At 74.9% G+C, this 23,650-nt stretch carries 23 protein-coding genes; 10 read left to right on the forward strand and 13 right to left on the reverse strand.

The genetic code is table 11. From position 1 onward, the window contains the following. Positions 1-444, forward strand: coding sequence for a sec-independent translocase (locus tag ACIF6L_RS17335; protein ID WP_396488346.1), 444 nt, complete (start codon positions 1-3; stop codon positions 442-444). A gap of 208 nt (positions 445-652) precedes the next feature. Then, entirely contained in the window at positions 653-1,327 is a 675-nt protein-coding gene (locus ACIF6L_RS17340; RefSeq protein WP_329489474.1) for a hypothetical protein, read from the forward strand. Positions 1,328-1,385: 58 nt separating this feature from the next. Here ACIF6L_RS17340 and ACIF6L_RS17345 read toward each other — a convergent pair whose 3' ends face one another. From ACIF6L_RS17345 to ACIF6L_RS17360, 4 genes are all read right to left on the reverse strand, one after another. Beyond that, positions 1,386-2,546: an Mrp/NBP35 family ATP-binding protein gene (locus ACIF6L_RS17345; RefSeq protein WP_396488348.1), complete on the reverse strand. Its 1,161-nt coding sequence runs from the start codon at positions 2,544-2,546 to the stop codon at positions 1,386-1,388. A gap of 56 nt (positions 2,547-2,602) precedes the next feature. Beyond that, positions 2,603-3,196, reverse strand: coding sequence for a DUF1003 domain-containing protein (locus ACIF6L_RS17350; protein WP_396488555.1), 594 nt, complete (start codon positions 3,194-3,196; stop codon positions 2,603-2,605). A 49-nt stretch (positions 3,197-3,245) separates the two neighbouring features. Further along, positions 3,246-4,532 (reverse strand): magnesium transporter MgtE N-terminal domain-containing protein, encoded by a 1,287-nt coding sequence (locus ACIF6L_RS17355; RefSeq protein ID WP_352295863.1) that lies wholly within the window; start codon positions 4,530-4,532, stop codon positions 3,246-3,248. 209 nt (positions 4,533-4,741) lie between these two features. Continuing rightward, positions 4,742-5,302, reverse strand: coding sequence for a hypothetical protein (locus ACIF6L_RS17360; protein WP_329489477.1), 561 nt, complete (start codon positions 5,300-5,302; stop codon positions 4,742-4,744). 124 nt (positions 5,303-5,426) lie between these two features. Between ACIF6L_RS17360 and ACIF6L_RS17365 the strand changes: the two genes are divergently transcribed. Continuing rightward, a complete protein-coding gene (locus tag ACIF6L_RS17365) occupies positions 5,427-6,356 on the forward strand; it encodes a DMT family transporter (RefSeq protein ID WP_396488350.1) in 930 nt (309 codons plus the stop codon). A gap of 7 nt (positions 6,357-6,363) precedes the next feature. Here ACIF6L_RS17365 and corA read toward each other — a convergent pair whose 3' ends face one another. Beyond that, positions 6,364-7,488, reverse strand: a complete 1,125-nt coding sequence (corA, locus tag ACIF6L_RS17370) for a magnesium/cobalt transporter CorA (protein WP_329489478.1) — start codon at positions 7,486-7,488, stop codon at positions 6,364-6,366. Between the two features lie 454 nt (positions 7,489-7,942). Between corA and ACIF6L_RS17375 the strand changes: the two genes are divergently transcribed. After that, positions 7,943-8,590: a suppressor of fused domain protein gene (locus ACIF6L_RS17375; RefSeq protein ID WP_359803279.1), complete on the forward strand. Its 648-nt coding sequence runs from the start codon at positions 7,943-7,945 to the stop codon at positions 8,588-8,590. 111 nt (positions 8,591-8,701) lie between these two features. Here the strand turns inward: ACIF6L_RS17375 and ACIF6L_RS17380 are convergent, their stop codons facing one another. The 5 genes from ACIF6L_RS17380 to ACIF6L_RS17400 all read right to left on the reverse strand — a co-directional run bounded on the left by ACIF6L_RS17380 (position 8,702) and on the right by ACIF6L_RS17400 (position 14,128). Continuing rightward, positions 8,702-9,562 carry a PHP domain-containing protein gene (locus ACIF6L_RS17380; RefSeq protein ID WP_396488352.1) on the reverse strand — a complete coding sequence of 287 codons (861 nt, stop codon included), beginning with the start codon at positions 9,560-9,562 and terminating at the stop codon, positions 8,702-8,704. 63 nt (positions 9,563-9,625) lie between these two features. Continuing rightward, positions 9,626-10,264: a DUF6758 family protein gene (locus tag ACIF6L_RS17385; RefSeq protein WP_329489481.1), complete on the reverse strand. Its 639-nt coding sequence runs from the start codon at positions 10,262-10,264 to the stop codon at positions 9,626-9,628. Between the two features lie 318 nt (positions 10,265-10,582). After that, positions 10,583-10,729, reverse strand: a complete 147-nt coding sequence (locus tag ACIF6L_RS17390) for a hypothetical protein (protein WP_329489482.1) — start codon at positions 10,727-10,729, stop codon at positions 10,583-10,585. 334 nt (positions 10,730-11,063) lie between these two features. Beyond that, on the reverse strand, positions 11,064-11,951 hold the full coding sequence (locus ACIF6L_RS17395) for an alpha/beta hydrolase (RefSeq protein ID WP_359803274.1): 888 nt from the start codon (positions 11,949-11,951) through the stop codon (positions 11,064-11,066). A gap of 143 nt (positions 11,952-12,094) precedes the next feature. Beyond that, positions 12,095-14,128: a DEAD/DEAH box helicase gene (locus ACIF6L_RS17400; RefSeq protein WP_396488354.1), complete on the reverse strand. Its 2,034-nt coding sequence runs from the start codon at positions 14,126-14,128 to the stop codon at positions 12,095-12,097. 439 nt (positions 14,129-14,567) lie between these two features. Between ACIF6L_RS17400 and ACIF6L_RS17405 the strand changes: the two genes are divergently transcribed. Continuing rightward, entirely contained in the window at positions 14,568-15,296 is a 729-nt protein-coding gene (locus ACIF6L_RS17405; RefSeq protein ID WP_329489484.1) for a ferritin-like fold-containing protein, read from the forward strand. A gap of 24 nt (positions 15,297-15,320) precedes the next feature. Here ACIF6L_RS17405 and ACIF6L_RS17410 read toward each other — a convergent pair whose 3' ends face one another. The 3 genes from ACIF6L_RS17410 to ACIF6L_RS17420 all read right to left on the reverse strand — a co-directional run bounded on the left by ACIF6L_RS17410 (position 15,321) and on the right by ACIF6L_RS17420 (position 16,785). Next, positions 15,321-15,638, reverse strand: a complete 318-nt coding sequence (locus ACIF6L_RS17410) for a hypothetical protein (RefSeq protein WP_329489485.1) — start codon at positions 15,636-15,638, stop codon at positions 15,321-15,323. Between the two features lie 125 nt (positions 15,639-15,763). Further along, positions 15,764-15,991, reverse strand: coding sequence for a DUF3107 domain-containing protein (locus ACIF6L_RS17415; protein ID WP_329489486.1), 228 nt, complete (start codon positions 15,989-15,991; stop codon positions 15,764-15,766). Positions 15,992-16,122: 131 nt separating this feature from the next. Beyond that, positions 16,123-16,785 carry a TetR/AcrR family transcriptional regulator gene (locus ACIF6L_RS17420; protein ID WP_329489487.1) on the reverse strand — a complete coding sequence of 221 codons (663 nt, stop codon included), beginning with the start codon at positions 16,783-16,785 and terminating at the stop codon, positions 16,123-16,125. Between the two features lie 207 nt (positions 16,786-16,992). Here ACIF6L_RS17420 and ACIF6L_RS17425 point away from each other — a divergent pair, with 207 nt between their 5' ends. The 5 genes from ACIF6L_RS17425 (at position 16,993) to moeZ (ending at position 23,617) form a co-directional block, all read left to right on the forward strand. Continuing rightward, complete coding sequence (locus tag ACIF6L_RS17425) at positions 16,993-17,916, forward strand: alpha/beta fold hydrolase (protein ID WP_396488356.1); 924 nt, start codon at positions 16,993-16,995, stop codon at positions 17,914-17,916. A gap of 366 nt (positions 17,917-18,282) precedes the next feature. Next, the gene (locus tag ACIF6L_RS17430) at positions 18,283-19,911 is read left to right on the forward strand and encodes a DUF3492 domain-containing protein (protein WP_396488357.1); all 1,629 of its coding nucleotides are present in this window, start codon (positions 18,283-18,285) and stop codon (positions 19,909-19,911) included. Then, entirely contained in the window at positions 19,911-21,059 is a 1,149-nt protein-coding gene (locus tag ACIF6L_RS17435) for a hypothetical protein (protein WP_396488359.1), read from the forward strand. The genes ACIF6L_RS17430 and ACIF6L_RS17435 overlap by 1 nt, the downstream gene beginning before the upstream one ends. An 89-nt stretch (positions 21,060-21,148) precedes the next feature. Continuing rightward, entirely contained in the window at positions 21,149-22,174 is a 1,026-nt protein-coding gene (locus ACIF6L_RS17440) for an NAD-dependent epimerase/dehydratase family protein (RefSeq protein WP_329489491.1), read from the forward strand. A 264-nt stretch (positions 22,175-22,438) separates the two neighbouring features. Beyond that, complete coding sequence (gene moeZ, locus ACIF6L_RS17445; RefSeq protein WP_329489492.1) at positions 22,439-23,617, forward strand: adenylyltransferase/sulfurtransferase MoeZ; 1,179 nt, start codon at positions 22,439-22,441, stop codon at positions 23,615-23,617. Positions 23,618-23,650: the final 33 nt, after the last annotated feature.

Below are 23,650 nucleotides of genomic sequence, written 5' to 3' on the forward strand. Positions count from 1 at the left end.
GTGTTCAGCGACGTAGGCGGACTGGAGATCCTGACTCTGGTCATCATGGCCATCGTGATCTTCGGTCCGGACAAGCTGCCGAAGCTGATCCAGGACACCATGGGCTTCATCAAGAAGGTCCGCTCCTTCGCCGACTCGGCCAAGGAGGACATCCGCAGCGAGTTGGGCCCGGAGTTCAAGGACTTCGAGTTCGAGGACCTCCACCCCAAGACCTTCGTCCGCAAGCAGCTCATGGGCGGCCAGGACGACCCGCTGGGCCTCAAGGAGATGCGGAACAGCCTGGACATCCGCTCGGTGCTGGACGACAAGCCCGCCGCCGCCGTGAACGGCCACGGGCGCGCCGGCACGGTCAGCATGGACAAGTCCGCCGCGGTGCCCCCGGCCTCCGCCGGCGCCGCGCTCCAGCCCGGCGAGCGCCCTCCGTTCGACCCCGACGCCACCTGATCCCGCGTCGCTCCGACGACGCCACCGCCCCGCCCGGCCGCACGGCTGAGCGGGGCGGCGGCGTGTGCGCCGCTATTGTGCTGAATGTTCCCGCTGTGCCATCGGTCACTTCCGGTCGGTTCCGGCCCGAAGGCACCCGGCGGGAACGCCGCGGTACGCCACCATGGGAGCGCACCACGGCAGGAGATCTGCGTTGAGGAGGCCCGGGATGGACGCGACGAGTCATGCGGTGGGGACGGCGACGGCCGACGGCCCGACGGTCGGCGGACAGGCCGGCCCGGCCGACCCACTGGTCCCCTACCTGTCGGCGGACTTCCCCTGGTACGGCCTGGACGACGGCTGGACCGGCCGCCGCTACCTGATCCAGGCCGGCGCCGGCGGCCCGCGCGGTGGCGCGCCCGGCAGCGTCGACTACGGCACCCTCGGCCACGGTGAGGAGCCGGCCCGGCAGTACGAGCCGCGGGACATGCGCAAGTTCGCCGTGGTCGTCACGGTGGCCCGCCGGGGCAGCCGCCGCAGCGCCGACAACACCGGCACGCTGGAGGCGACCTCGGCCTCCTCCGCCGCCTGGCTGGCCGGCTCCGGCCTGCTCGCCTCCACCTGGCCGGGCCAGCTGGACCGCACGCTGCGCCAGGACTGGCTGGACCAGCAGAGCACCCTCGCCTGGGACCTCGCCGACGACCTGGCCGGCCCCGGGTGGTCCACCCTCAGCCTCCCGGTGAACGGCCTGCCGCAGCCCTTCCGCTACCGCGAGTCCGAGTACGGCTGGGTCCTCGCGGGCGAGGCCCCCGGCGTCCTCCTCGGCGCCTACGGCCGCGGCGTCAGCGCCTACGGCACCGGCTTCTCCACCGTCCCCGACCTGACCGCCTACACCCGCCCGTAGCCCGCCCGCCCCGGGACAGCACGAAGGGCCGGGCGAACCGCCCGGCCCTTCGCGAGGATCAGAACTTGTTCTTCGGGGTGAGGCCGAGGGAGAGGCCGGAGAGGCCGCGCTGGCGGCCGCCGAGCTTGCCCGCGACGGCGCGCAGGGCGGCGCCGGCGGGGGAGTCGGGCGCGGCGAGCACGACCGGGCGGCCGTCGTCGCCGCCCTCGCGCAGCCGGACGTCGATCGGGATCGAGCCGAGCACCGGCACGTTGGCGCCGACGGTCCGGGTGAGCGCGTCCGCGACGATCTGGCCGCCGCCGGTGCCGAACACGTCGATCATCTCGTCGCAGTGCGGGCAGGGCATGCCGGACATGTTCTCGATCACGCCGACGATCTTCTGGTGGGTCTGCACCGCGATGGTGCCGGCCCGCTCGGCCACCTCGGCGGCGGCCATCTGCGGGGTGGTGACGATCAGGATCTCCGCGTTCGGGACCAGCTGCGCGACCGAGATCGCGATGTCGCCGGTGCCGGGCGGCAGGTCCAGCAGCAGGACGTCGAGGTCGCCCCAGTAGACGTCGGCCAGGAACTGCTGGAGCGCGCGGTGCAGCATCGGGCCGCGCCAGACCACCGGGGCGTTGCCGGGGGTGAACATGCCGATCGAGATGACCTTCACGCCGTTCGCCTGCGGCGGCATGATCATGTCCTGGACCTGGGTGGGCCGGCCCTCGACGCCCAGCATGCGCGGCACGCTGTGGCCGTAGATGTCGGCGTCCACCACGGCGACCTTCAGGCCGTCCGCGGCCATCGCGGCCGCGAGGTTCACCGTCACGGAGGACTTGCCGACGCCGCCCTTGCCGGAGGCGACCGCGTAGACCCGGGTCAGCGTGCCCGGCTTGGCGAACGGGATCTCGCGCTCCGGGGCGCCGCCGCGCAGCAGCTGGGAGAGCTCCTTGCGCTGCTCGTCGCTCATCACGTCGAGCTCGACCTCGACGCCGGTGACGCCGGGGACGGCGCCGACCGCGTCACGCACCCGGGTGACGATGGTGTCACGCATCGGGCAGCCGGAGACGGTGAGGTAGACCGCGACGCGGACCTCGCCGCTCTCGGCGATCCCGACCGATTTCACCATGCCGATCTCGGTGATCGGACGGTTGATCTCCGGGTCGTTCACGGTCGCCAGCGCCTGGCGTACGGACTCCTCCGTGACGCCGGCCGCGACCTCTGTCTCGTTGGCCATGCCTTGATGGTACGGCGCCGGGCGTACCGCTTAACCGGTCGGTAGCGTGCTGCCGGTCACAGCATCCCGGAACCCTCCCGGCGTTCGTCGATCTCCTTGAGCAGGGACTGCAGTTCGGAGCGGACCGCGCCCAGCTCCGAGGCGATGAAAGCCCGGGTGGCGACCTCGCCGAGGCCCTGGCGCAGGGCCGCCACCTCCCGGGTCAGGTACTCGGTGTCGGCGATGTTCCGATCGCTGCGGGCGCGGTCCTGCTCCATGTTGACGCGGTCCCGGTCGTCCTGGCGGTTCTGCGCCAGCAGGATCAGCGGCGCCGCGTACGAGGCCTGCAGCGAGAGCATCAGGGTGAGGAAGATGAACGGGTAGTCGTCGAAGTGGACGGCGTCCGGCAGCACCGTGTTCCAGCCCACCCAGACGACCACGACGACGGTCATCCAGACGATGAACCGCCCGGTGCCCAGGAAGCGCGCGATCCGCTCGGAGAGCTTGCCGAAGGCCTCCGGGTCGTACGTCGGCAGGGTGATCAGGCCGGGCCTGGTGGTCCGCGGCTGGTCCAGCCGGGAGCGGGAGGCGACGCCGGTGGAGGGCTCGGCGCGGCGCTCGCGGGCGCCCTCCCGGGCGCGCAGTTCGCGCAGCTGGCGCAGTTGGCGCAGCTCGCCCTGGAGGCGCTGGCGGGGGGTGTCCTCCCGTCGGCCCTTGCGGTCAGCGTCCACCGGTCAGCACCTCTCGCTCGTCGTCCGGTCCGTGCAGGGCGGCCTCGCGCCAGTCCTCCGGCAGCAGGTGGTCGAGCACGTCGTCGACGGTCACCGCGCCGACCAGGTGGTCCGCCTCGTCGACCACCGGCGCGGCGACCATGTTGTACGTCGCCAGGTAGCTGGTGATCAGGGACAGCGGGGTGTCCGGCGGCAGCGGGTCGAGGTCGTCGTCCACCAGCGAGCCGACCAGGGTGTACGGGGGCTCGCGCAGCAGCCGCTGGAAGTGCACGGTGCCCAGGTACTTGCCGGTCGGCGTCTCGTTCGGCGGCCGGCAGACGAAGATCTGCGCGGCCAGCGCCGGCTTGTTGTCCGCGACCCGGACGCGGGCCAGCGCCTCGGCCACCGTGGCGTCCGGCTCCAGCACGATGGGCTCGGTGGTCATCAGACCGCCGGCGGTGTTCTCCTCGTACCGCAGCAGCCGGCGGACCGGCTCGGCCTCGTCCGGTTCCATCAGCTGGAGCAGGCGCTCGGCCTCGTCGCCGGGCAGCTCGGAGAGGAGGTCGGCGGCGTCGTCCGGGTCCATCGCCTCCAGCACGTCGGCGGCGCGCTCGTCCTTCAGCTTGCCGATGATCTCGACCTGGTCGTCCTCGGGCAGCTCCTCCAGGACATCCGCGAGCCGCTCGTCGTCGAGCGCGGCGGCCACCTCGGCGCGGCGCTTGGCGGAGAGGTGGTGCATGACGTTGGCGAGGTCGGCGGGGCGCAGCTGGTCGAAGGTGGCGAGCAGGTTGGCGGCGCCCTGGCCCTCCTCGGTGAGGCTGAAGCCGGTGACGTCCTGCCAGTCCAGGGTGAGCGACTCGCCCTTGGCCTTGCGCAGCCGGCCGACCCGGCCGACCTGGACGAAGACCTTGCTGATCTCCCACTCGCGCAGCCGGGTCTGCACCATCGCGACGTCCAGGACGGTGACGTCCTGACCGGTCTTGGTCCAGCTGACGGTGCGGTCCAGCAGCTCGCCGAGCACGAGGGTCTCGGACGGGCGCTGTTCGAAGCGGCGCATGTTGATCACGCCGGTGGTGAGCACCTGGCCGGACTCCAGGCTGGTCACCCTGGTCATCGGCAGGAAGATCCGGCGCCGGCCGATCACCTCGACCACCAGACCGAGCACCCGGGGCGGCCGGCCGCCGAGGCGGAGCGTGACCACCACGTCGCGCACCCGGCCGACCTGGTCGCCGTTCGGGTCGAAGACGGCGACGCCGGAGAGGTGCGAGATGAAGACCCGGCTGCCTGCCCCTGCCATGGACTCCCTCGCTCGCTCGGCGCCCCCAGGAGCGCGCGGGCGCGGCCCGCGGCTTGTCGGACCAGCCCCAGGCTACCCGCGCGTCCCGCACCCGGCCCGACGAGCCACGGCGCCGATCCGGCCGTCCGGGGAGGGCTGAGCGGCGGCGCGGCGCGGGCTCAGCCCGATCCGGCCGTCCGGGGAGGGCTGAGCGGCGGCGCGGCGCGGGCTCAGCGCTTGCGGCGCTTGAACAGCAGCTTCGGGAGGCCGGCCGGTACGGGCTCGCGGGTGGTGGCCGAGGTGGGCAGCGGCGCGGTGGCGTGGGACTCGTCGGGCATGGCGCCCGGGTGTTCGGCGAGCAGGTCCCGCCCGGTGCCGGCCGGCTCCAGCCGGAGCACCCGGCACTCGCGGGCCCAGCGGTCGGCGATGGTGTCGGTGTCGGGCGCGTTCAGCCGCTTGCCCTTGAGCTCCTCGACGGCGCCCAGCCAGGCCTCGCCGTGCGGCTCCGGCTCGACCACGCGGGCCGTCCAGCCGGTGAGCCGGCCGCCCTTGTCCTTGCTGCGGACGGTCACCACGGCGCCGGCCCCGGCGGTCAGGCCGTGCAGCGGCTGCTCGGCGCCGTCGCCGACCACGACCACCGCGCCGTCGTGCCAGGCGTGCCAGAGCGGGCGGCTGTGCTCCTGGCCGTCCGCGCGCACCCAGAGCAGGCCGGACTTCTTCGCGGCCTCCTCCAGGAGGGCCTGGTCGAGGAAGTCGTCGGCGGTGGCGGCTGCGGCGGGCGTACGGTCCATGGCGGACAGCGTACGGCCTGGGCTGTCCACGGGGTGTCTCACCGGTCGGGCGACAGTTCCAAGACGGCCACACGGGCCTTACCTTAGGAGCCGCCCGCCTCCCACCCCGAGCCCGAGGAGCACCGTGCCGACCCGGCCCGAGACCGCAGCCCCCGCCACCGTGTCCGGCCCCGCCGCGCCGCCGCCGCACCCGCTCCCCAGGCTGGACCTGCTGCTGCTCGCCGTCTCGGTCTCCGGCATCTCGCTCTCCGCTCCGCTGATCAGCGCCACCGCCGCGCCCGCCCTGGCGATCGCGTTCTGGCGCAACGTCATGTCGGTCGGCGTGCTGGGTCCGTACGCGCTGCTGCGGCACCGGGCCGAGCTGCGCGGGATCGGCCGCCGGGCACTGCTGCTGGCGGCGGCGGCCGGCGCGCTGCTCGCCGTGCACTTCGCGCTCTGGATGCCGAGCCTGCGGATGACCTCGGTGGCCTCGGCGACCGCGCTGGTGACCACCACGCCGCTCTGGACCATCCTGCTGATGCGCCTCGGCGGGGTGCGGGCGCCCCGCGCGGTGTGGATCGGCATGACGGTGGCGTTCGCCGGTGTGCTGGTGCTCACCGGGGTCGACCTCACGCTCTCGCCGCGGGCCCTGCTGGGCGACGCGCTGGCGCTGGGCGCGGGCCTCGCCGCGGCCGGCTACATGCTGCTGGGGGCCGAGGTCCGCCGGACGGTCAGCACCACCGCCTACACCCTGGTCTGCTACGCCACCACGGCGGCCGTCCTGCTGGTGGTCTGCCTGGTGGCCGGGACGCCGATGGCCGGCTGGCCGGCCGGCGTCTGGTGGCAGATCGTGCTGCTGATGGTCACCGCCCAGCTGCTCGGCCACTCGCTCAGCAACCGGGTGGTGCGCACCCTCGGCCCGTCCGTCACCTCCACCGCCATCCTGCTGGAGACCCCGGGCGCCGCGCTGATCGCGGCGCTCTGGCTCGGGCAGTGGCCCCCGGTGGCCGCCTACCCGGCGGTGGTGCTGATCCTGCTGGGCCTGGTCCTGGTCGCCCGGGGCGGCCGGCGGTGACGGCCGGCTACAGCCAGCCGTTGCGGCGGAAGCCGCGGTACATCCCGATGCAGATCAGGACGACGCTGCCGAGCACCATCGGGTAGCCGTACTCGTGGTGCAGCTCCGGCATGTAGTCGAAGTTCATGCCGTAGACGCCGGTGATCATGGTGGGCACGGCGAAGATCGCCGCCCAGGCGGTGATCTTGCGCATGTCCTCGTTCTGCGCGACGGACACCTGGGCCAGGTTGGCCTGGAGCAGCGAGTTCAGCAGTTCGTCGAAGCCGTGCACCTGCTCGGTGACCCGGGCGAGGTGGTCGGCGACATCCCGGAAGTACTTCTGGATGTCCGGGTCGACCAGCCGCTGGAGCGGCTCGGAGAGCTGCTGCATGGGCCGCAGCAGCGGTGTCACCGCGCGCTTGAACTCCAGGACCTCGCGCTTGAGCTGGTAGACCCGGCCGACGTCGGTGCCCCGGCCGCCCTTGTTGGAGAAGACGTCGAACTCGATCTCGTCGACGTCCGTCTGGAGCCGGTCGGCGACCAGCAGGTAGTTGTCCACCACGTGGTCGGCGATGGCGTGCAGCACCGCGGAGGGGCCCTTGGCCAGCAGCCCGGAACCGTCCGCGTCGGCCTCCAGCCGGTGCCGCAGCTCCTGCAGCGAACTGTGCCCGCCGTGCCGGACGGTGATGACGAAGTCCCGCCCGGCGAAGACCATCAGCTCGCCTGTCTCGACCACCTCGCTGGTCGGGGTGAGCTGGTCGTGCTCGACGTAGCGGATCGTCTTGAAGACGGCGAACAGCACGTCGTCGTACCGCTCGACCTTGGGCCGCTGGTGCGCGTGGACGGCGTCCTCGACCGCCAGCGGGTGCAGGCCGAAGCGCTGCGCGATGCCCTCGAACTCGGCCTCGGTCGGCTCGTGCAGTCCGATCCAGCTGAACGATGCCGCGCCGTCCGGCAGTTGCTGCGAGGCCTTCACCCGGCGGGCCGCCTCGCGCGGGCTGCAGCTCTCGCCGTGCCGCTTGCCGGACTGGTACACCGCGCAGTCCACCACCGCGGAGGCGGACTGGCCCGGGTGGATCGAGTCGAACAGGCCGCTCGCGGAACGGCGGCGGTTGGTGCGGACGGCTGCGCGCAGGCTGTTGATCATCGACATGGCAGGCTCCCTGGGCAGGAGCCGCCGCACGGCGGCACGGTGGCGGATGGCCGTGGTGCGACGGCATGGAACACCGGTGGAATGACGCCTGCGGTCGGTCCTCGGCCTTGCTGGGGCTCGCGCTGGAACGACCGGACGCCGGTGAGGGTGCTCTCCCGGCCGGGGCCGACTTCGCCTGGGTCCGTCTCGAAGAACGCGGCTGCCGATCGGCTACTGGTGCCGCTGTTTCAGCCTGCGAGGCGAGGGGTACGGGGAAGGCGTCCGGGCCGGGTAGAGCTGCCGGTACTGCATGGTCGGCTGGTATCCACCGCAACCACCTCCTTCACGCCGCTGCCCCGGAGAGAGGATCCCCGGTGGCCAGTCGCTCACACTAACATCTGACCGGGCATCGTCGCTGCGACGTTCTCCCGGTGGTCCTGCCGGCTCCGCGGCCGCACCGGTTACGCTCACCGGCATGGCGCACGACTTCCCGCTCTTCGGTGACCCCTCCGGCGGCTCCCACGACCCGGCCGGCCTCTCCCGGGAGGCCGTGCTGGCCGCCGTCGAGGCCCGGCTGCTGACCACCTTCGGCGAGCCGAGCGGCCGCGCCGCGGTCACCTTCCTCGGCGCGGACCGGATCGAGGTGCTGCGCTTCGGTCCGGACACCGAGGGGCTGGTCCGCTACGCCACGCTCGGGATGGCCGCCGCGCCGATGGCGGACCCGACCGCGCCGGTCGCCGACCAGGTCCGCGGCCCCCGCGCCGAACTGCTGCTGACGATCCGTGGGGCCCGGGACACCGTGCTCCGCACCCTGGCCACCTTCGCCGCGACGCCGCAGGTGGAGGGCCTGGTGCTGGCCCCCGGCGGCTCGCTGGACCTCGGCTCCCCGCTCTGGGACGGCGCGCCGTTCACCTCGGTGCTGGCCGCCGAACCGGGCGGTCTGGTGCCCGACCTGGAGCTCGACGAGCCGGCCGACCCGGTGCGCTTCCTCCCGCTGCTGCCGATGACGCCCAACGAGGCCGGCTGGAAGCGGGTGCACGGCGCGGCCGCGCTGGAGGAGCGCTGGCTGAAGCACGGCACCGATCTGCGCGACGCCGACCGCCGCGGGGTGCCACTGGACTGACGCCCGGTCACCGGGGTCCGCAGGGCCCGGCGCCCGCCGCGGCGGGGGCGCGCGCCACCGCCGGGCCCGGCGGTGTGCTCCCGCACGCCCGCGCGTCCGGCCCGGGTGGGCTCAGCCCTCGATCGGCTTCGCGCCGGTGGCCTGGGCCAGCAGCGCCTCGTAGACGCCGGGGTCGGTGGTGTGCTCGCCGAGCCGGACGCTCTTGCGGGTGCCGTGGTAGTCGCTGGAACCGGTGGTCAGCAGGCCGAGGTCGGCGGCCAGTCCGCGCAGCCGGGCCCTGGTGGGTTCGTCGTGGTCGATGTGGTCGACCTCCAGCGCGGCGAGCCCGGCCGCCGCGAGGTCCGCGATCACCTGGTCGGAGACGGTCCGCCCGCGCTTGACCGCGCCCGGGTGGGCGAAGACCGGCACCCCGCCCGCCGCGCGGACCAGCCGGACGGCCTCGGCCGGGTCGGTCTCGTGCTTGCGGACGTCCGCCCGGCCGCCGTTGGCCAGCCATTGCGGGGTGAAGGCGTCGGAGACGGTGGCCACCACCCCCGCCTCGACCAGCGCGCTGGCGATGTGCGGCCGGCCGACCGAGCCGGTGCCGGCGATCCGCTGGACCTGCTCCCAGCTGATGTCGGCGCCCAGCGCGCGGCAGCGCTCGACGACGGCCCGCCCGCGGCGGAACCGGTCGGTGCGCACCAGCTCGCGCTCGCCGGCGAAGGCCGGCTCGGCCGGGTCGAAGAGGTAGGCCAGCAGGTGCAGGCTGATGCCGTCCACCGCGCAGGACAGCTCGGCGCCCGGGACGAGGCTCAGCCGGGTGCCGGAGGGCAGCGCGCGGACCGCCTCGGCGGCCTCGGCGTGGCCGGCCACCGTGTCGTGGTCGGTGAGCGCCACCACGTCCAGGCCCGCGGCGGCGGCCGCCGCGACCAGCTCGGCCGGGCTGTCGGTGCCGTCGGACGCGTTGCTGTGGGCGTGCAGGTCGATGCGCACGGGGTCGGCTCCTGGGGTGGGCGGCGGGTGCCGCCCAGGATAGTGCGGGCGCCCGGCGGGCCGTCAGCCCAGCAGCTGGGGGGAGAGCGCGCCGCAGGGCAGCAGGCCCAGCTCGGCGCCGGCCTCGCGCAGATCCGTGAGGACGAGCTCGTCGTACATCACCAGGGCGGACTGCTCGGGCCAGGCGACCGCCCAGAGCCAGAGGCCGCGGGCCTCGCCGACGAACACCGCGCGATCGGCGGGCGCGTCCGGGACGTGGAACATCGGGGTGGGCCGCCCGGCCGCCATCAGCTTGGCGTCGGCGGGCTTGTAGAGCGAGACGGACTCGCCCGGGTCCGGCCCGGACAGGCCCGCGTACCGGGCGCCGAGCCCCACGCCCAGCTCCTCGGCGACCAGCACCAGCTCTCCGAAGCCGCCCAGCGGCGCTGGTCCGGAGCAGGCGACCGCGGTGGCCCGGGCGCCCGAGACGTCGTCGCCGACGTGCGCGATGCCGGTGTAGAGCCAGCCGACCGGGAGCGGCCAGGGCAGCCAGACGGGGACCTGGGAACGGGCGACGGCGACGCCTAGCGCCTCCACGCTCGGGGGCAGCACGGGCTGCATCGGGTGCACCGCTCCGTGCCGGTCGCACTGCCAGGTGTCTGAGAACAGACCGGGGGCGCGGACCCGACCGGCGCACCTCGGGCAGCTAGGCTCGCCCCTCATAGCCGACAACGCTCCTCCCTCCGGACCGCCGCGTCAAGGACGATCACCCGTACGGAGGGCGCGGCGGTACCTGTCGGTGCGGACACCCGTTCGGCGCCGGGCGGGCGCGCTGCGGGCGGTTCCCGCTAGGGAATGTCCAGCGGCGGCCGGTGGCAAACGTCGGTGTGCCGCTCCGGGTGGGCCGGGCCGGACGCACTGACGCCCCGTCAACGGCGATCGCGGTGACGGGGCGTCAGTCGGGTATCGGAACGTCGGGATCGGACGCTCCCGGCTCTTCGGCGGCGGGTGAGGGCTCCCGGTCGGAGGCGCCGCGCTGGGTCAGACGGTCGGGCACGGACGGATGAGCAGGCGCTCGCCGGTGCGGGCGGCGGCCTGGACGAGTTCGCGGACGGTCTCGGCGTCGGCGATCACGCGGTCGGTGGCGGTGCCGTGGGCGTCGTCCAGCCGGACGATCTCGAAGCGCATGGGCCTCTCCTTCTCTTGCCCCGTCGGGCGGGGCGGTCGTGGCTGAGTGGGTATCAGCCCTTTCGCGGTCTGTCGGATCGAACGGTCGACGGTCTGCTGAGGCAAAGGGGCTCCCCCTGCTTGCCAAGTGCGTCTGGTACCTCGTGAACCACTGTCTCGTGGTGCTGCTACCGGGCCGTTGCCCGTCCGTAAAGCCCAGGTTTCGGCGGATTGTCGCCAGCGTCGACCCCGACGATGATTCCCGGACAGAATCAAATATTACCGCAACTAACGACTTTTGTCGTGGGACTTCCCGGGGCGGGGCGCCGGCGCCCCGCCCCGGGGTGGTCCGGGCTCAGCCCCAGAAGGCCAGCAGGGCCTCGGCCGTGGCCTCCGGCCGTTCGGCGTTGGGGGAGTGGCCGGCGTCCTCGATCACCACGCGGCGGGCGCCCAGCCGCTCGGCCATCCGGGTCTGCTCCGGCACCGGCCAGGCGTAGTCCCGGACCCCGGAGAGCACCAGGGCGGGCAGCGCGGCCGCGGTCGCGGCCAGCTCGTCCACCCGGTCGGGCGCGGCGATCAGATGGGCGCCGGTGGTGGCGAGCGCCTGCGGCACGTTGGCCACCCATCGGCGGTGCAGGAACTCCGCGACCTCGGGGGCGGGGCGGCGGGCCCGGTCGCCGCCGGTCTGCTCCGCCTGCTGCTCCATCTGCTGGAGCACCTGCCAGATCTCCTCCAGGCTCATCGACGGCAGCACGCCGATCAGCAGCTTGGTCCGCTCCGCCTCGGCGGGCTCGATCGAGGCGGGCCCGGTGGACATCAGGGTCAGCGAGCTCCACGGCAGCGGACCGTCGGCGGCCGCCGCCAGGACGGCCTCCCGAGCCACCTGGCCGCCGAAGGAGTGGCCGAGCAGGTGAAGCGGCGCGTCGCCCTCGGCGAGCACCTCGGAGAGCGCCCGGACGTCCGCCCCCAGGGCGTCGACCGCGTAGGCGGCCGGATCGTCGGGGCCGCCGCTCTCGTACTGGCCGCGCTGGTCGACCGCGGTCACCCGGTAGCCGGCCGCGGCGAGCGGCTCCAGGAGCGCGATGAAGTCCTCCTTGCTGCCGGTGAACCCGGGCACGAGCAGGGCCGTCCCGCGGACCGCGCCGGCCGGCTCCGCCCGCAGCGCGGCGAACTCCCCGCGCGCCGTCGGCACCCGCAGGGCGCGCGCGCAGCGGGGGAGGGTGAGGAACGGCGGCGTGCTCATGGGCGATCTCCTGCGTGCGCGGGTGCGGTGCGGCGGGCGACTGGCGCCGGTGACGCCGAGCGTAGCCGGGTGGAAACGCCGCAGGGGGCGACGCCGCCCGGTGGCCGGACGGGGTCGCCCCCTGCGCGTGGTGCGTGACCGGATCAGCTCTCCGGGGCCGCCTCGGGGGCGGCAGCCGCCGGGCGGCGGGTACGGGCCCGACGACGCGGGGCCGCGGCCTCGGCCGGGGCGTCCGCGCCGGCCTCGGGGGCCGCGGCGGCCTCGGCGACCGGCTCGGCCGTCGTCGCCTTGGCCCGCGAACGGGTCCGCTTCACGGCCGGCTTCCCCTCGGACTTCTCCGCGGTCTGCACGGCGGCGGCCGGAGCGGCGGCCTCGGTGACCGCGGCGGGCGCCTCGGTCACCGCGTCGACAGCGGTCTCGCCGGCGGCGGCGCGGGGACGGCGACGGCGGCGGCGCGGGGCCGCGCCCTCGCCCTCGGCGCCCTCGACGGCCGGAGCCGCCGGGGCGTCGACCGCGGCGACGGCCTCGGCGGTCGCGTCGAGCACGGCGTCACCCTCGACCGTGGAACCGCCGCGGGTGCGACGGCGCTCGCGGGCCCGGCGGGCGGGCTTCTCCTCGGCCGCCTCGGCGACGGGGGCGGCGCCCCGGCCGCCACCGGTCCGGCCGCCCTTGGGGGCGCGACCGGGCGCCGAGCGGGCCCCGCGACCGCCGGTCTCGCCGAGGTCCTCGACCTCCTCAGCGCCCAGCCCGGCCCGGGTCCGCTCGGAACGCGGCAGCACACCGGTGGTGCCCTTGGCGATCTTCAGCAGCTCGAACAGGTGCGGCGAGGTGGAGTAGGTCTCCTCCGGCGCGTTGAACGACAGGTCCAGCGCCTTGTTGATCAGCTGCCAGCGCGGGATGTCGTCCCAGTCGACCAGGGTGACGGCGGTGCCGGAGGCGCCGGCGCGGCCGGTCCGGCCGATCCGGTGCAGGTAGGTCTTCTCGTCCTCGGGGCACTGGTAGTTGACGACGTGCGTCACGCCCTCGACGTCGATGCCGCGGGCCGCGACGTCGGTGCAGACCAGGACGTCGACCTTGCCGTTGCGGAAGGCCCGCAGGGCCTGCTCGCGGGCGCCCTGGCCGAGGTCGCCGTGGACGGCGCCGGCCGCGAAGCCGCGCTGGGTCAGCTGGTCCGCGACGTCGGCCGCGGTGCGCTTGGTGCGGCAGAAGATCATCGCCAGCCCGCGGCCGTCGGCCTGCAGGATGCGCGAGACGAGCTCGACCTTGTCCAGCGAGTGCGCACGGAAGATGTGCTGCTCGGTGTTGGCCACGGTGGTGCCCGTGTCGTCCGGCGCGGCGGCGCGGATGTGGGTCGGCTGGTTCATGTACCGGCGGGCGAGGCTGATGACCTGGCCCGGCATGGTGGCCGAGAACAGCAGCGTCTGCCGCTTGGCCGGCAGCATGGTCAGGATCTTCTCGACGTCGGGCAGGAAGCCCAGGTCGAGCATCTCGTCGGCCTCGTCCAGGACGAGCGAGCGGACCCGCGAGAGGTCCAGCTTCTTCTGCCCGGCCAGGTCCAGCAGGCGGCCCGGGGTGCCGACCACGATGTCGACGCCCTTCTTGAGCGCCTCGACCTGCGGCTCGTAGGCCCGGCCGCCGTAGACGGCGAGCACGCGCACGTTGCGGACCTTGCCGGCGGTCTGCAGGTCGTTGGTGACCTGGGTGCAGAGCTCGCGGGTCGGGACGACGATCAGCGCCTGCGGGGCCTCGTGGAGCTGCTCCTCGGTGCCCCGGCCGGCGTCGACGTCGGCCCGGACGACGACCCGCTCGATCAGCGGGAGGCCGAAACCGAGGGTCTTGCCGGTGCCGGTCTTGGCCTGGCCGATGACGTCGTGGCCGGTCAGCGCGACCGGGAGGGTCATCTCCTGGATGGGGAAGGGGTGGATGATGCCGACGGCCTCCAGGGCCTCGGCGGTCTCCGGGAGGATCCCCAGGTCCCGGAAAGTGGTCTTGATGGGTTCAGCGTTGGTGGACAGGGTGCTGCCTCTTCCGTGTGGAGGGGCCGAGAACGAGCGGCGGGCGGGCAGCCGCGCTGCTGCGTACGGGCCTGGACGGCCCTGGTACAGCTGCGTGGACGCACAACCGCGCCGGTCCCTGCGGCCGGCCGGTCCGCGGGGCCCGGTGAGGGGCGCGGTCACGGCGGCGTCGGGGAGGATTCCCTTGAGGGACCTGCGCGGGACCTTGCGCCGTGCGGCGCGGTCTCGGCGGCCCTCGCTCGGCCACTGATGCGGTGCCAAGGCTTGAAGTCCAAGCCATGGTCGGAGCCGATCGGCTCTCCGACCGGGCATCCGCGTACGTGAGTGCCCGGCTTCCGGTGCGGGCACGTCCTGCCGGACGGTGCCGCTACGAAGCGGGCTTGCCCGGCGCACCGAGACGGCGGTGACACCGTGCGAGCACTACGGACCTCGCTACCACCATACAGTCACGCGACGACTCGAACACGTGACGCGTCTGACATCGCCCGCACCGGACCGTCGCGCCGGCTCCGCGCCGGGCTCCCCGCGCACCGGTCGTGGAGCGGGTGCCGGGGGCCGCCGCGCGTGTGCGGGGGGCCGCGCCGGACTAAGGTGGCAGGTCATGGAGACCCATGGTGAGACGCAGGACGACACGGCCGGCTCGATCGGGGACTGGGCGAGCTGCTCGGCCGATCCGGGCTACCGGGCGGCCGTGCTGGACCTGCTCGGCGCCCTCGCGTACGGCGAGCTGAGCGCCTTCGAGCGGCTCGCCGAGGACGCCAAGCTCGCGCCGGGCCTCGCCGACAAGGCCGAGCTGGCCCGGATGGCCTCCGCCGAGTTCCAGCACTACCAGCGGCTGCACGACCGGCTCGCGGAGGTCGGCGCGGACCCGCAGGAGGCGATGCGGCCGTTCGTCGAGCCGCTGGAGCTGTTCCACCGGATGACGGCGCCCTCGGACTGGCTGGAGGGCCTGGTCAAGGCCTACGTCGGCGACGCGATCGCGACGGACTTCTACCGCGAGGTGGCCGTGCGGCTCGACGACGACACCCGGGACCTGGTCCTCGGCGTGATGTCGGACACCGGGCACGCCCAGTTCGCGGTCGACAAGGTGCGGCAGGCCATCGAGGCCGACCCGCGCTCGGGCGGCCGGCTGGCGCTCTGGGGCCGGCGGCTGATGGGCGAGGCGCTGAGCCAGGCCCAGCGGGTGGTCGCCGAGCGCGACGCGCTCTCCAACCTGCTGGTCGGCGGCGTCCAGGTGCAGGGCTTCGACCTGGTCGAGGTCGGCAAGATGTTCAACCGGATCACCGAGGCGCACACCAAGCGGATGGCCGCGCTGGGGCTCGCCTCCTGAGCTGCCCGGCCGGGCCGGCGGGGCTCAGGCGTGCCGCTGCCGGCGGTGCGCGCCCGCCCGGTGCGGGCGGTGCCGGTGGGCGGGCTGGCGCCCGGCCGCGAGGTCGGGCCGGGCCAGCACCGAGGTGAGCAGTGCCGAGGCGACCGCCGCGATGCCGATGCTGGCCGCCGGGACCCGGCCGTCCAGCGTGAAGTGCGTGATCACCCCGCTGAGCAGGGCCGACACCAGCGCCGTCCCGAGCGTCAGCCCCCGGCCGGCCGGGAAGTACGCCGGCAGGGCCAGCAGCGCGGTGGCCCCGACGATCAGGCCGACGAGGGCGAAGGCGATCGACTCGACCAGCAAGGGTGCCTCCCCGGTGCGGTGGGCGGCTCCGGACGGCCGCACTTGTCGCCGTACCCCGGTCCACCCGGCCGTACACGCAGTGGTGCCCCGTTCCCCGGGCGGGGAACGGGGCACCACGAAGCAGCTCAGAGCGTGCCGAACCCGACCTTGCGGGCGGCCTGCTCGCCGATCTCCACGTACGCCAGGCGCTCGGCCGGGACGATGACGCGGCGGCCGTGCTCGTCGGTCAGCGCGAAGAGCTTCGAGGGGCCCTCCAGCGCCTTGGCGATCGCGCTCTCGACCTCATCGGCGGTCTGCGAGCTCTCGATCACGATCTCGCGCGGCGCGTTCTGCACGCCGATCTTGACCTCCACGACTTCCGTCCCTCCGGGTTGCAGCCAGCCACGCGCGGTCACCGGACCGCCTGGGACAAGCGTTCGTGGTGATCGCGCCGTACGGCTTCACCATAGAGCACCGGATCAGTGCCCTGGCGAAGGTCGGCGGATCACTGGTCGGCGGCCTGCGCCTCGGCGGCCTCGGCGGCGGGGTGCATCGGGAAGCCCTTCAGACCGCGCCAGGCCAGGCTGGCGACCAGCCGGACGGCTTCGTCGCGGGGGATCTCCAGGCCCTGGGAGAGCCAGTAGCGGGCGGTGATCTGGGCCAGGCCGCAGACGCCGGCGGCGAGCAGCTTGGACTCGGCCTCGGGGAGGTCGGTGTCCTCCTGGATGACCTTGCTGACCAGGGTCGCGCTGGCGTCCGAGGCCCGCTCCACCCGCTCGCGGACGGCCGGCTCGTTGGTCAGGTCCGACTCGAAGACCAGCCGGAAGGCACCGGACTCGCTGGAGACGTAGTTGAAGTACGCCTCCATCGTCGCGGCCACCCGGTGCTTGTTGTCGGTGGTCGCCGCGAGCGCCTCGCGGGTCGAGTCGACCAGGGCGTCGCAGTGCTTGTCCAGCAGCGCCAGGTAGAGCTCCAGCTTCCCGGGGAAGTGCTGGTACAGCACCGGCTTGCTGACCCCGGCGCGGTCGGCGATGTCGTCCATGGCGGCCGCGTGGTAGCCCTGCGCGACAAACACCTCCTGGGCGGCACCGAGCAGTTGTTCACGGCGGGCGCTTCGCGGCAGGCGGGCACCGCGCGGGCGCTCCTGCGCCTCCTGGATGGCCGTCACGGCGCTCCTCACTTCACGGGTTTTCGGGGCTGGCAAGATGACCGATTCTACTTTTCGGTAACCGCGTTCGCGCTTGGCGAGCGTGAGAAAAGCACCGAGCCCCCTTGTCAGGAGCCCACAATACGGCGCTGACCACCGGCGACGGCAGTGGTGCGACAAGAGCTGGGACGGCCCCGGTGCACCCGCGGCTCACTACCATCGTCCACCATGAGCGGCGCCGAGCAGCGGGTACGTACGGAGGCGGGGGATCCCGCGGGGGTCCGGACGGTCGGCGCCGCCGGTGCGGAACTGGCGGTGCACCGGCCCGGCGGCGGGGCCGCCGACGGCCGGGAGCAGGCACTCTTCGTGCACGGACTCGGCGGCTCGGCGGCCAACTGGACGGCGCTGATGGACCGGCTGGCCGGCCTCGTCGACGGGGAGGCGGTGGACCTGCCCGGCTTCGGGTACTCGGCGCCGCCCGCCGACGGCGACCTCTCCGTGTCCGGGCACGTGCGCGCGGTGACCGGCTACCTGGAGAAGACCGGCCGCGGCCCGGTGCACCTCTTCGGGAACTCGCTCGGCGGCGCCGTCGCCGTCCGGCTCGCCGCGCTCCGGCCCGAGCTGGTGCGCAGCCTGACGCTGATCTCGCCCGCGCTGCCCGAGCTGCCGCCGCAGCGCACCGCCTGGCCGACCGGGCTGCTCGCGGTGCCCGGCCTGCCCGCCCTGCTGGGCCGGCTGCCGTCGAACGGCCGCAGCCCGGAGGACGCCACCGAGGGCCTGCTGCGGCTGGTCTACGGGGATCCGCGGAGCCTCTCGCCGGCGGCCCGGGCCGAGGCGGTGGCCGAGTACCGGCGGCGGACCGCGGTGCCGCACGCGATGCGGGCGCTGACCGGCTCGGCCCGCGGGATCGTCTCGGCGTACACCGAGCGGGGCGAGCAGGCGCTCTGGCGGCAGGCGGAGCGGGTCACGGCGCCCACGCTGCTGGTGTACGGGCTGCGCGACAAGCTGGTCTCGTACAGCTCGGCGCGGCGGGCCTGCGCGGCGTTCGGGGACGCCCGGCTGCTGGTGCTGCCGGACTCCGGGCACGTGGCGATGATGGAGCACCCGGAGCGGGTGGCCCGGGCGGTGCGGGAGCTGCTGGCACGGGGCTGAGCGGCGGTGCGGAGCGGCCCCGGCGGGGGCGTGGGGACGGACGGGCGGTAACGCCCCGCTCCGGGGCGAGGTCACGCCGGTTCACTCGTTCAGGTGGCAACCAGGCATGTGACCGATGGAGGGCCGGGGCCCGGTCCTACCTTTCTGCTGTCGGACCGAACAGGTGTGGGGGAGTGGCGGCCGCCGGAGGAGCCGGAGGGCGGCCGCACGCAGGGAGCCGGTGGTGCGACCGCCGGCCCGGGGCCGCGGTGCTTCCGGCCGACCGGACTCCTCCGCCCGGGCCGCACCCGTGCCCGCACGGGGCGCCCGGGTGCCGATCGAGCCGCTCCAGCCATCCGTCGTCCCGTTCTGTTCTGGAGGTCTCCCGTGCGCGTTGCACTGCTCACCGAGGGTGCCCGTCCGCACCCCGGACACGGCGTCGGCGGCTGGTGCGCCCGGCTGGTGGAGGGTCTCGCCGAGCACGACTTCGAGCTGTTCGTCCTGGCCGGCGCGGCCGGTTCGGGCATCGCCGAGAGCCCGCGGGGGCGCTGGCTGGGGGTGCACGAGCTGGCGGTGTGGGGGCGCCGCCCGGCCGGCCGGCTGCCCGGCGCGCTGCGCGGACGCCAGTACGCCCGGGCGTACGAGGAACTGGTCCGGGCCCTGGTGATGCCGGGCGAGCGGGCCTCGTTCGGGGCGGGGCTGTACCGGCTGGCGGCGCTCGCCCGGGAGGACGGCGGCCTGTCCGCGTTCCTGGCCTCCGCCGCCGCCCGGCGCACCCTGGAGCGGGTCTGGCGCTCGCCCGGCGCCGACACCACGGCCGGGCAGCCGCTGGTCCGTGACGTGCTGGTCGCGGCGGACCTGCTGGAGCAGTGCCTGCGCCCGCTCTCGGCCCCCTGGTACGGCGCCGGGCCGGGCGGCCTCGGCTCGGCCGACCTCTGCCACGTGGTCGGCGGCGGTCCGGCGGCGCTGCCGGCGCTGGTGGCCAAGCGGCTGCACGGGGTGCCGTTCGTGGTCACCGAGCACGGGCTGCACCTGCGCGAGCAGTACCTCGGCTACCGCGAGGCGCCCTACCGCTGGCCGGTCCGGGCCCTGCTGCTCTCCTTCTTCCGCTCGCTCACCGAGGAGACGTACCGGCAGGCCGCGATACTGACCCCCGGCAGCGCCCACGACCAGCGGTGGCAGCGCCGCTGCGGCGCCGACCCGGCGCGGACCAGGGTGGTCCACGAGGGCACTCCGGCGGTGGCCCGGGCCGCGGCCGGCCCGGAGCCGGCCGCGCCGACGCTGGCCTGGGCGGGCGCGCTGGAGCCGGGCCGGGACACCGAGCTGATGCTGCACGCCTTCGCGCGGGTCCGCGCCGAGCTGCCCGCGGCCCGGCTGGTGGTCCACGGCGAGGAGGCCCTCCCGGGCTACCGGGCGCACTGCGAGGCGGTGGCCGACCGGCTGGGGGTGGCCGGGGCGGTGGAGTTCGCCGGGCGGCCCGACTCGGTGGCGGCGGCCTGGGAGAGCGGCACGGTGGTGGTCTTCTCGGCACTCTCGCAGCGCGGCCCCCGGCTGCTGGCCGACGCGATGCTGAGTGGCCGGGCGGTGGTCTCGACGGACGTCGGGGTGGCCCGGGAGGTGGTGGGCCCGACCGGACTGCTCGTCCCGCCGCGCGACCCGCGGGCACTGGCGGGCGCCTGTCTGGCCCTGCTGCGCGACCCGGAGCGGCGGGCCCGGCTGGGGCTGGCGGGCCGGTTGCGGGCGCAGGAACGCTTCGCCGTGGAACCGGTGATCGGCGCGTTCCGGGAGATCTACCTGGAGCTGGTCTCGCAGTGGCCGGCCTTCCCGGCGGCCCGGTCCGGTGGTGCGGCCGCCGAGCGGCCCCGTCCGTTCGCCCGGCCCGCCGAGTACTGGCTGGCCGACCGCCGGGACGGCGCCGGCACCGGGCAGCCGGTCGGCGAGGGGCAGGGCGAGGGCGCGGACGAGGACGCGGACGAGGCGTCCGAGCGGCCCGGCGCACTCGCGGAGGCCCTCTGATGGCCGGCGGCGCGCCGGTCGCCGGCAGCGGCCCGGCCACGGGGCCCGGAGTCTTCGGCGATCCGGTCAGGGAGGTGATGGCGGAGCACCGGGAGCTCTGCGAGCGGGCCGTCGATCCGCTGGAGATCGCCGCCGGGCTGGAGGAGGCGGGCTGCGGGCCGGAGACGGCCGCGCGCTGCCGGCACGCCGATCTGTTCTCGCTCGCCGACGAGCTGTACGCCCGGGTGCCGCGCCGTCCGCCGCCGGACCCGGCGGCGGTGCCGGACGGCCACCGGCCGCGCCGGTGGGGTGCGGCGCTCCGGGCGGTGGCGCTGGCCGTGCCACCGGTCGGGGCGGCCGTCGGGGCGGCCGGTCGGTGGCCGGTGCTGCTGCCGGCCGCCGCCGTGCTCGCGCTGGGGCCGGCGGTATCCGCCTCCGGGCGGGCCGACCGGGCCGCGGCCGGCGCCCCGGCCGTCGACCTGCCGGACGCCGGGCTCGGACCGTCCGCCGGGGGCCCCGGCCCGCGGGCCCGGCGGTTGCGGCCGGCCGGGCTGGGCCACGGGTGCGGGGTGGCCGCCCTGCTGCTGCTCCCGCTGGCCGGGGTCGGCGCCGGGTTCGGGGCGTCCGGCACCGGGGACACCCGGGTCACGGCCGCGCTGGTGCTGGCCGCGGCGCTGTCGGCCGGGTCGGCCGAGTGGGCGGCGCGGTGGTTCCGGCACATCGCCCGCGGCCACCTGTGCGTGGCGGGCACCCTCGCCGAGTTCCGGGCCCGGATGCGGCCGGTGCTGCCGGTGGCCGTCGCCCTGCACCTGGCCGTCCTCGCGGTCCTGACCTTCGCCGCCCTCGCGGTGCTGACGGCCGTGGCGCCCCGGCCCGGGCCGGGCCACGGCGGCGGACTGCCCCACCTGGTGGCCGAGCGGGCCGACCCCGCCCAGTGGGCGGCGCAGGGCGTGCTCGGGCTGCTGCTGGTGCTGCCCGCGCTGCTGGCCCGGTCCGGCCGGACCGCCGCCGCCGCGCTGGGCGCGCTCGCCGGGCCGACCGCCGTCGCGGCGCCGCTCCTCCTGGGCCGCTCCGCGCCGGCGGCCTGGCTGCTCGGCGGAGGCGCGGTCGCGCTCGCCCTGCTGGCGTACGCCTGGCCGGTGCTCGGCCGGGCCGACACGCACCGCTGAGCCCGGCCCCACCGAACCGTTCGACCTCCCCGTTGTTCACTCTGTCCGCCAGGTCGTACCCGACCTCGCTTCGTGGAAGGACACCCCCGATGAGGGTGCTGCTGCTGGGCGCCGACGGCTTTATCGGCCGCCGGGTCACCGATCGTCTGCTCGTGGACCAGGAGTTGCAGGTGACGGTGCTCGGCCGGCGTGACTCGGCCGACATCCGCTTCGACCTGACCACCGGGAGTCCGGGCGCGCTCGCCCGGTTCCTGGACGCGGTCGCGCCCCAGGTGGTGATCAACTGCGCGGGCGCCACCTACGGCAGCTCGCGGACGCTGATCCGGGCGAACACGCTGGCCGTCGCCACGGTCTGCGAGGCGATCCGGCGCAGCCGGGAGCCGGCCCGGCTGGTGCACGTCGGCTCGGCGGCCGAGTACGGGCCGGTGCCGGGCGGGGTCCCCGTCTCGGAGGGCGCCGAGCCGCGTCCGGTCGGCCCGTACGGGGTCTCCAAGCTCGCCGGGACGGAGCTGGTGCTGGCCTCCGGGCTGGACGCGGCGGTGCTCCGGGTGTTCGACGTGGTGGGGCCGGGGGCGCCGACGGCCTCGCTGTTCGGGCGGCTCGCCGAGGGGCTGCGCCGGGCGCTGGAGCGCGAGGAGTCGCAGGTGCGGATGCCGGACCTGTCCGGATACCGGGATTTCGTCGACGTCCGGGACGTCGCCCGCGCGATCCAGGCGGCGGCGGTGTCGGCGGCCACCGGGGTCATCAACATCGGCAGCGGGCACGCCGTCCGGGCCCGCGAGGCGGCCCAGCTGCTGGTCCGGGCCTCGGGCTTCGAGGGGGCGATCGTGGAGGAGAACCGGCCGGTGCTGCTCCCCGCGCAGGCCGGCGGGCCGGTCGAGCACGTCGACCGGCACGCGGACCGGCACGTCGACCGGCACGCGGGCCAGCACGGCGGCCCGTACCACCGGCCCGCGGAGGCACGGCCGGCCGAGGGGCGGGGCCCGGCGGGCGAGCCGGTGCCGTGGCGCCAGGCGGACGTGCGGACCGCCCGGGACCGTCTCGGCTGGCGGACACAGGTGCCGCTGGAGGAGTCGCTGGGCGACGTCTGGCTGGAGACGGCCTGCCGGGTCTGACCCGCCGGCCCGTGGTGCCCGGGTGCGCGACGGCCCCGCTGAGGCGGGCCGCGGCGCTCCCGGGCGCCCGTCGTCCGCCGCCCCCGGGGGCTCCGGTGGGCGGTCCCAGCATCCGAGGCCGGCTGTCTCGCCAGTCGGACGGGCTGTCTCGGAATACCGGGGCGGCATGACACTGTTGGCCTAGCTGAGCCACCGCGGTGGCGGAGCGTGAAGCCACTAGAGGTCGGCCCCTGGCCACCTGAACCGACGACCATCGGAGTCCCCGTGTCGCTGCCACCCCTGGTCGAGCCGGCCGCCGAGCTCACCGTCGACGAGGTCCGCAGGTACTCCCGCCACCTGATCATCCCCGACGTGGGCATGGCCGGGCAGAAGCGGCTGAAGAACGCCAAGGTGCTGTGCGTCGGCGCCGGCGGCCTGGGCTCGCCCGCGCTGATGTACCTCGCCGCCGCCGGCGTGGGCACGCTCGGCATCGTCGAGTTCGACGTGGTGGACGAGTCCAACCTGCAGCGGCAGATCATCCACGGCCAGTCGGACATCGGCCGCTCCAAGGGCGAGTCGGCGCGGGATTCGGTCAAGGAGATCAACCCCTACGTGGACGTGATCCTCCATGAGGAGCGCCTCGACAACGACAACGTGATGGAGATCTTCTCCGGCTACGACCTGATCGTCGACGGCACCGACAACTTCGCCACCCGGTACCTGGTGAACGACGCCGCGGTGCTGCTCGGCAAGCCCTACGTGTGGGGCTCGATCTACCGCTTCGACGGCCAGGCCAGCGTGTTCTGGGCCGAGCACGGCCCGTGCTACCGCTGCCTCTACCCCGAGGCCCCGCCGGCGGGCATGGTCCCGTCCTGCGCCGAGGGCGGCGTGCTGGGCGTGCTCTGCGCGTCCATCGGCTCGATCCAGGTCACCGAGGCGATCAAGCTGCTGGCCGGTGTCGGCGAGCCGCTGGTCGGCCGGCTGATGATCTACGACGCCCTGGAGATGAACTACCGCCAGGTGAAGGTCCGCAAGGACCCGAACTGCGCGCTCTGCGGCGAGAACCCGACGGTCACCGAGCTGATCGACTACGAGGCCTTCTGCGGCGTCGTGTCGGAGGAGGCCCAGGCCGCCGCCGCCGGTTCGACGATCACCTCGAAGCAGCTCAAGCAGTGGCAGGACGACAAGGAGGACATCTTCCTGATCGACGTCCGCGAGCCCGGCGAGTACGAGATCGTCAACATCCCCGGCGCGGTGCTGATCCCGAAGAACGAGTTCCTGATGGGCAACGCGCTGGAGTCGCTGCCGCAGGACCGGAAGATCGTCCTGCACTGCAAGTCGGGCGTCCGCTCGGCCGAGGTGCTGGCCGTGGTGAAGGCGGCCGGGTTCTCCAACGCCGTCCACCTCGGCGGCGGCGTGCTCGGCTGGGTGAACCAGGTCGAGCCGCACAAGCCGGTCTACTAGCAGACGCCGGAAGGGCCCGCCGGAGCGATCCGG

The organism is Kitasatospora sp. NPDC086009 (genome assembly GCF_044540385.1).
In the GTDB taxonomy this organism is placed as follows: Bacteria; Actinomycetota; Actinomycetes; order Streptomycetales; family Streptomycetaceae; genus Kitasatospora.

What these genes read in the sequence shown, in the direction of transcription:
- ACIF6L_RS17425 (WP_396488356.1), top strand. Translation starts at nt 16,993, where the DNA reads ATGAGCGGCGCCGAGCAGCGGGTACGTACGGAGGCGGGGGATCCCGCG.
- ACIF6L_RS17360 (WP_329489477.1), bottom strand. Translation starts at nt 5,302, where the DNA reads ATGGACCGTACGCCCGCCGCAGCCGCCACCGCCGACGACTTCCTCGAC.
- ACIF6L_RS17440 (WP_329489491.1), top strand. Translation starts at nt 21,149, where the DNA reads ATGAGGGTGCTGCTGCTGGGCGCCGACGGCTTTATCGGCCGCCGGGTC.
- ACIF6L_RS17340 (WP_329489474.1), top strand. Translation starts at nt 653, where the DNA reads ATGGACGCGACGAGTCATGCGGTGGGGACGGCGACGGCCGACGGCCCG.
- ACIF6L_RS17345 (WP_396488348.1), bottom strand. Translation starts at nt 2,546, where the DNA reads ATGGCCAACGAGACAGAGGTCGCGGCCGGCGTCACGGAGGAGTCCGTA.
- ACIF6L_RS17375 (WP_359803279.1), top strand. Translation starts at nt 7,943, where the DNA reads ATGGCGCACGACTTCCCGCTCTTCGGTGACCCCTCCGGCGGCTCCCAC.
- corA (WP_329489478.1), bottom strand. Translation starts at nt 7,488, where the DNA reads ATGTCGATGATCAACAGCCTGCGCGCAGCCGTCCGCACCAACCGCCGC.
- ACIF6L_RS17355 (WP_352295863.1), bottom strand. Translation starts at nt 4,532, where the DNA reads ATGGCAGGGGCAGGCAGCCGGGTCTTCATCTCGCACCTCTCCGGCGTC.
- ACIF6L_RS17435 (WP_396488359.1), top strand. Translation starts at nt 19,911, where the DNA reads ATGGCCGGCGGCGCGCCGGTCGCCGGCAGCGGCCCGGCCACGGGGCCC.
- ACIF6L_RS17395 (WP_359803274.1), bottom strand. Translation starts at nt 11,951, where the DNA reads ATGAGCACGCCGCCGTTCCTCACCCTCCCCCGCTGCGCGCGCGCCCTG.
- ACIF6L_RS17405 (WP_329489484.1), top strand. Translation starts at nt 14,568, where the DNA reads ATGGAGACCCATGGTGAGACGCAGGACGACACGGCCGGCTCGATCGGG.
- ACIF6L_RS17390 (WP_329489482.1), bottom strand. Translation starts at nt 10,729, where the DNA reads ATGCGCTTCGAGATCGTCCGGCTGGACGACGCCCACGGCACCGCCACC.
- ACIF6L_RS17385 (WP_329489481.1), bottom strand. Translation starts at nt 10,264, where the DNA reads ATGAGGGGCGAGCCTAGCTGCCCGAGGTGCGCCGGTCGGGTCCGCGCC.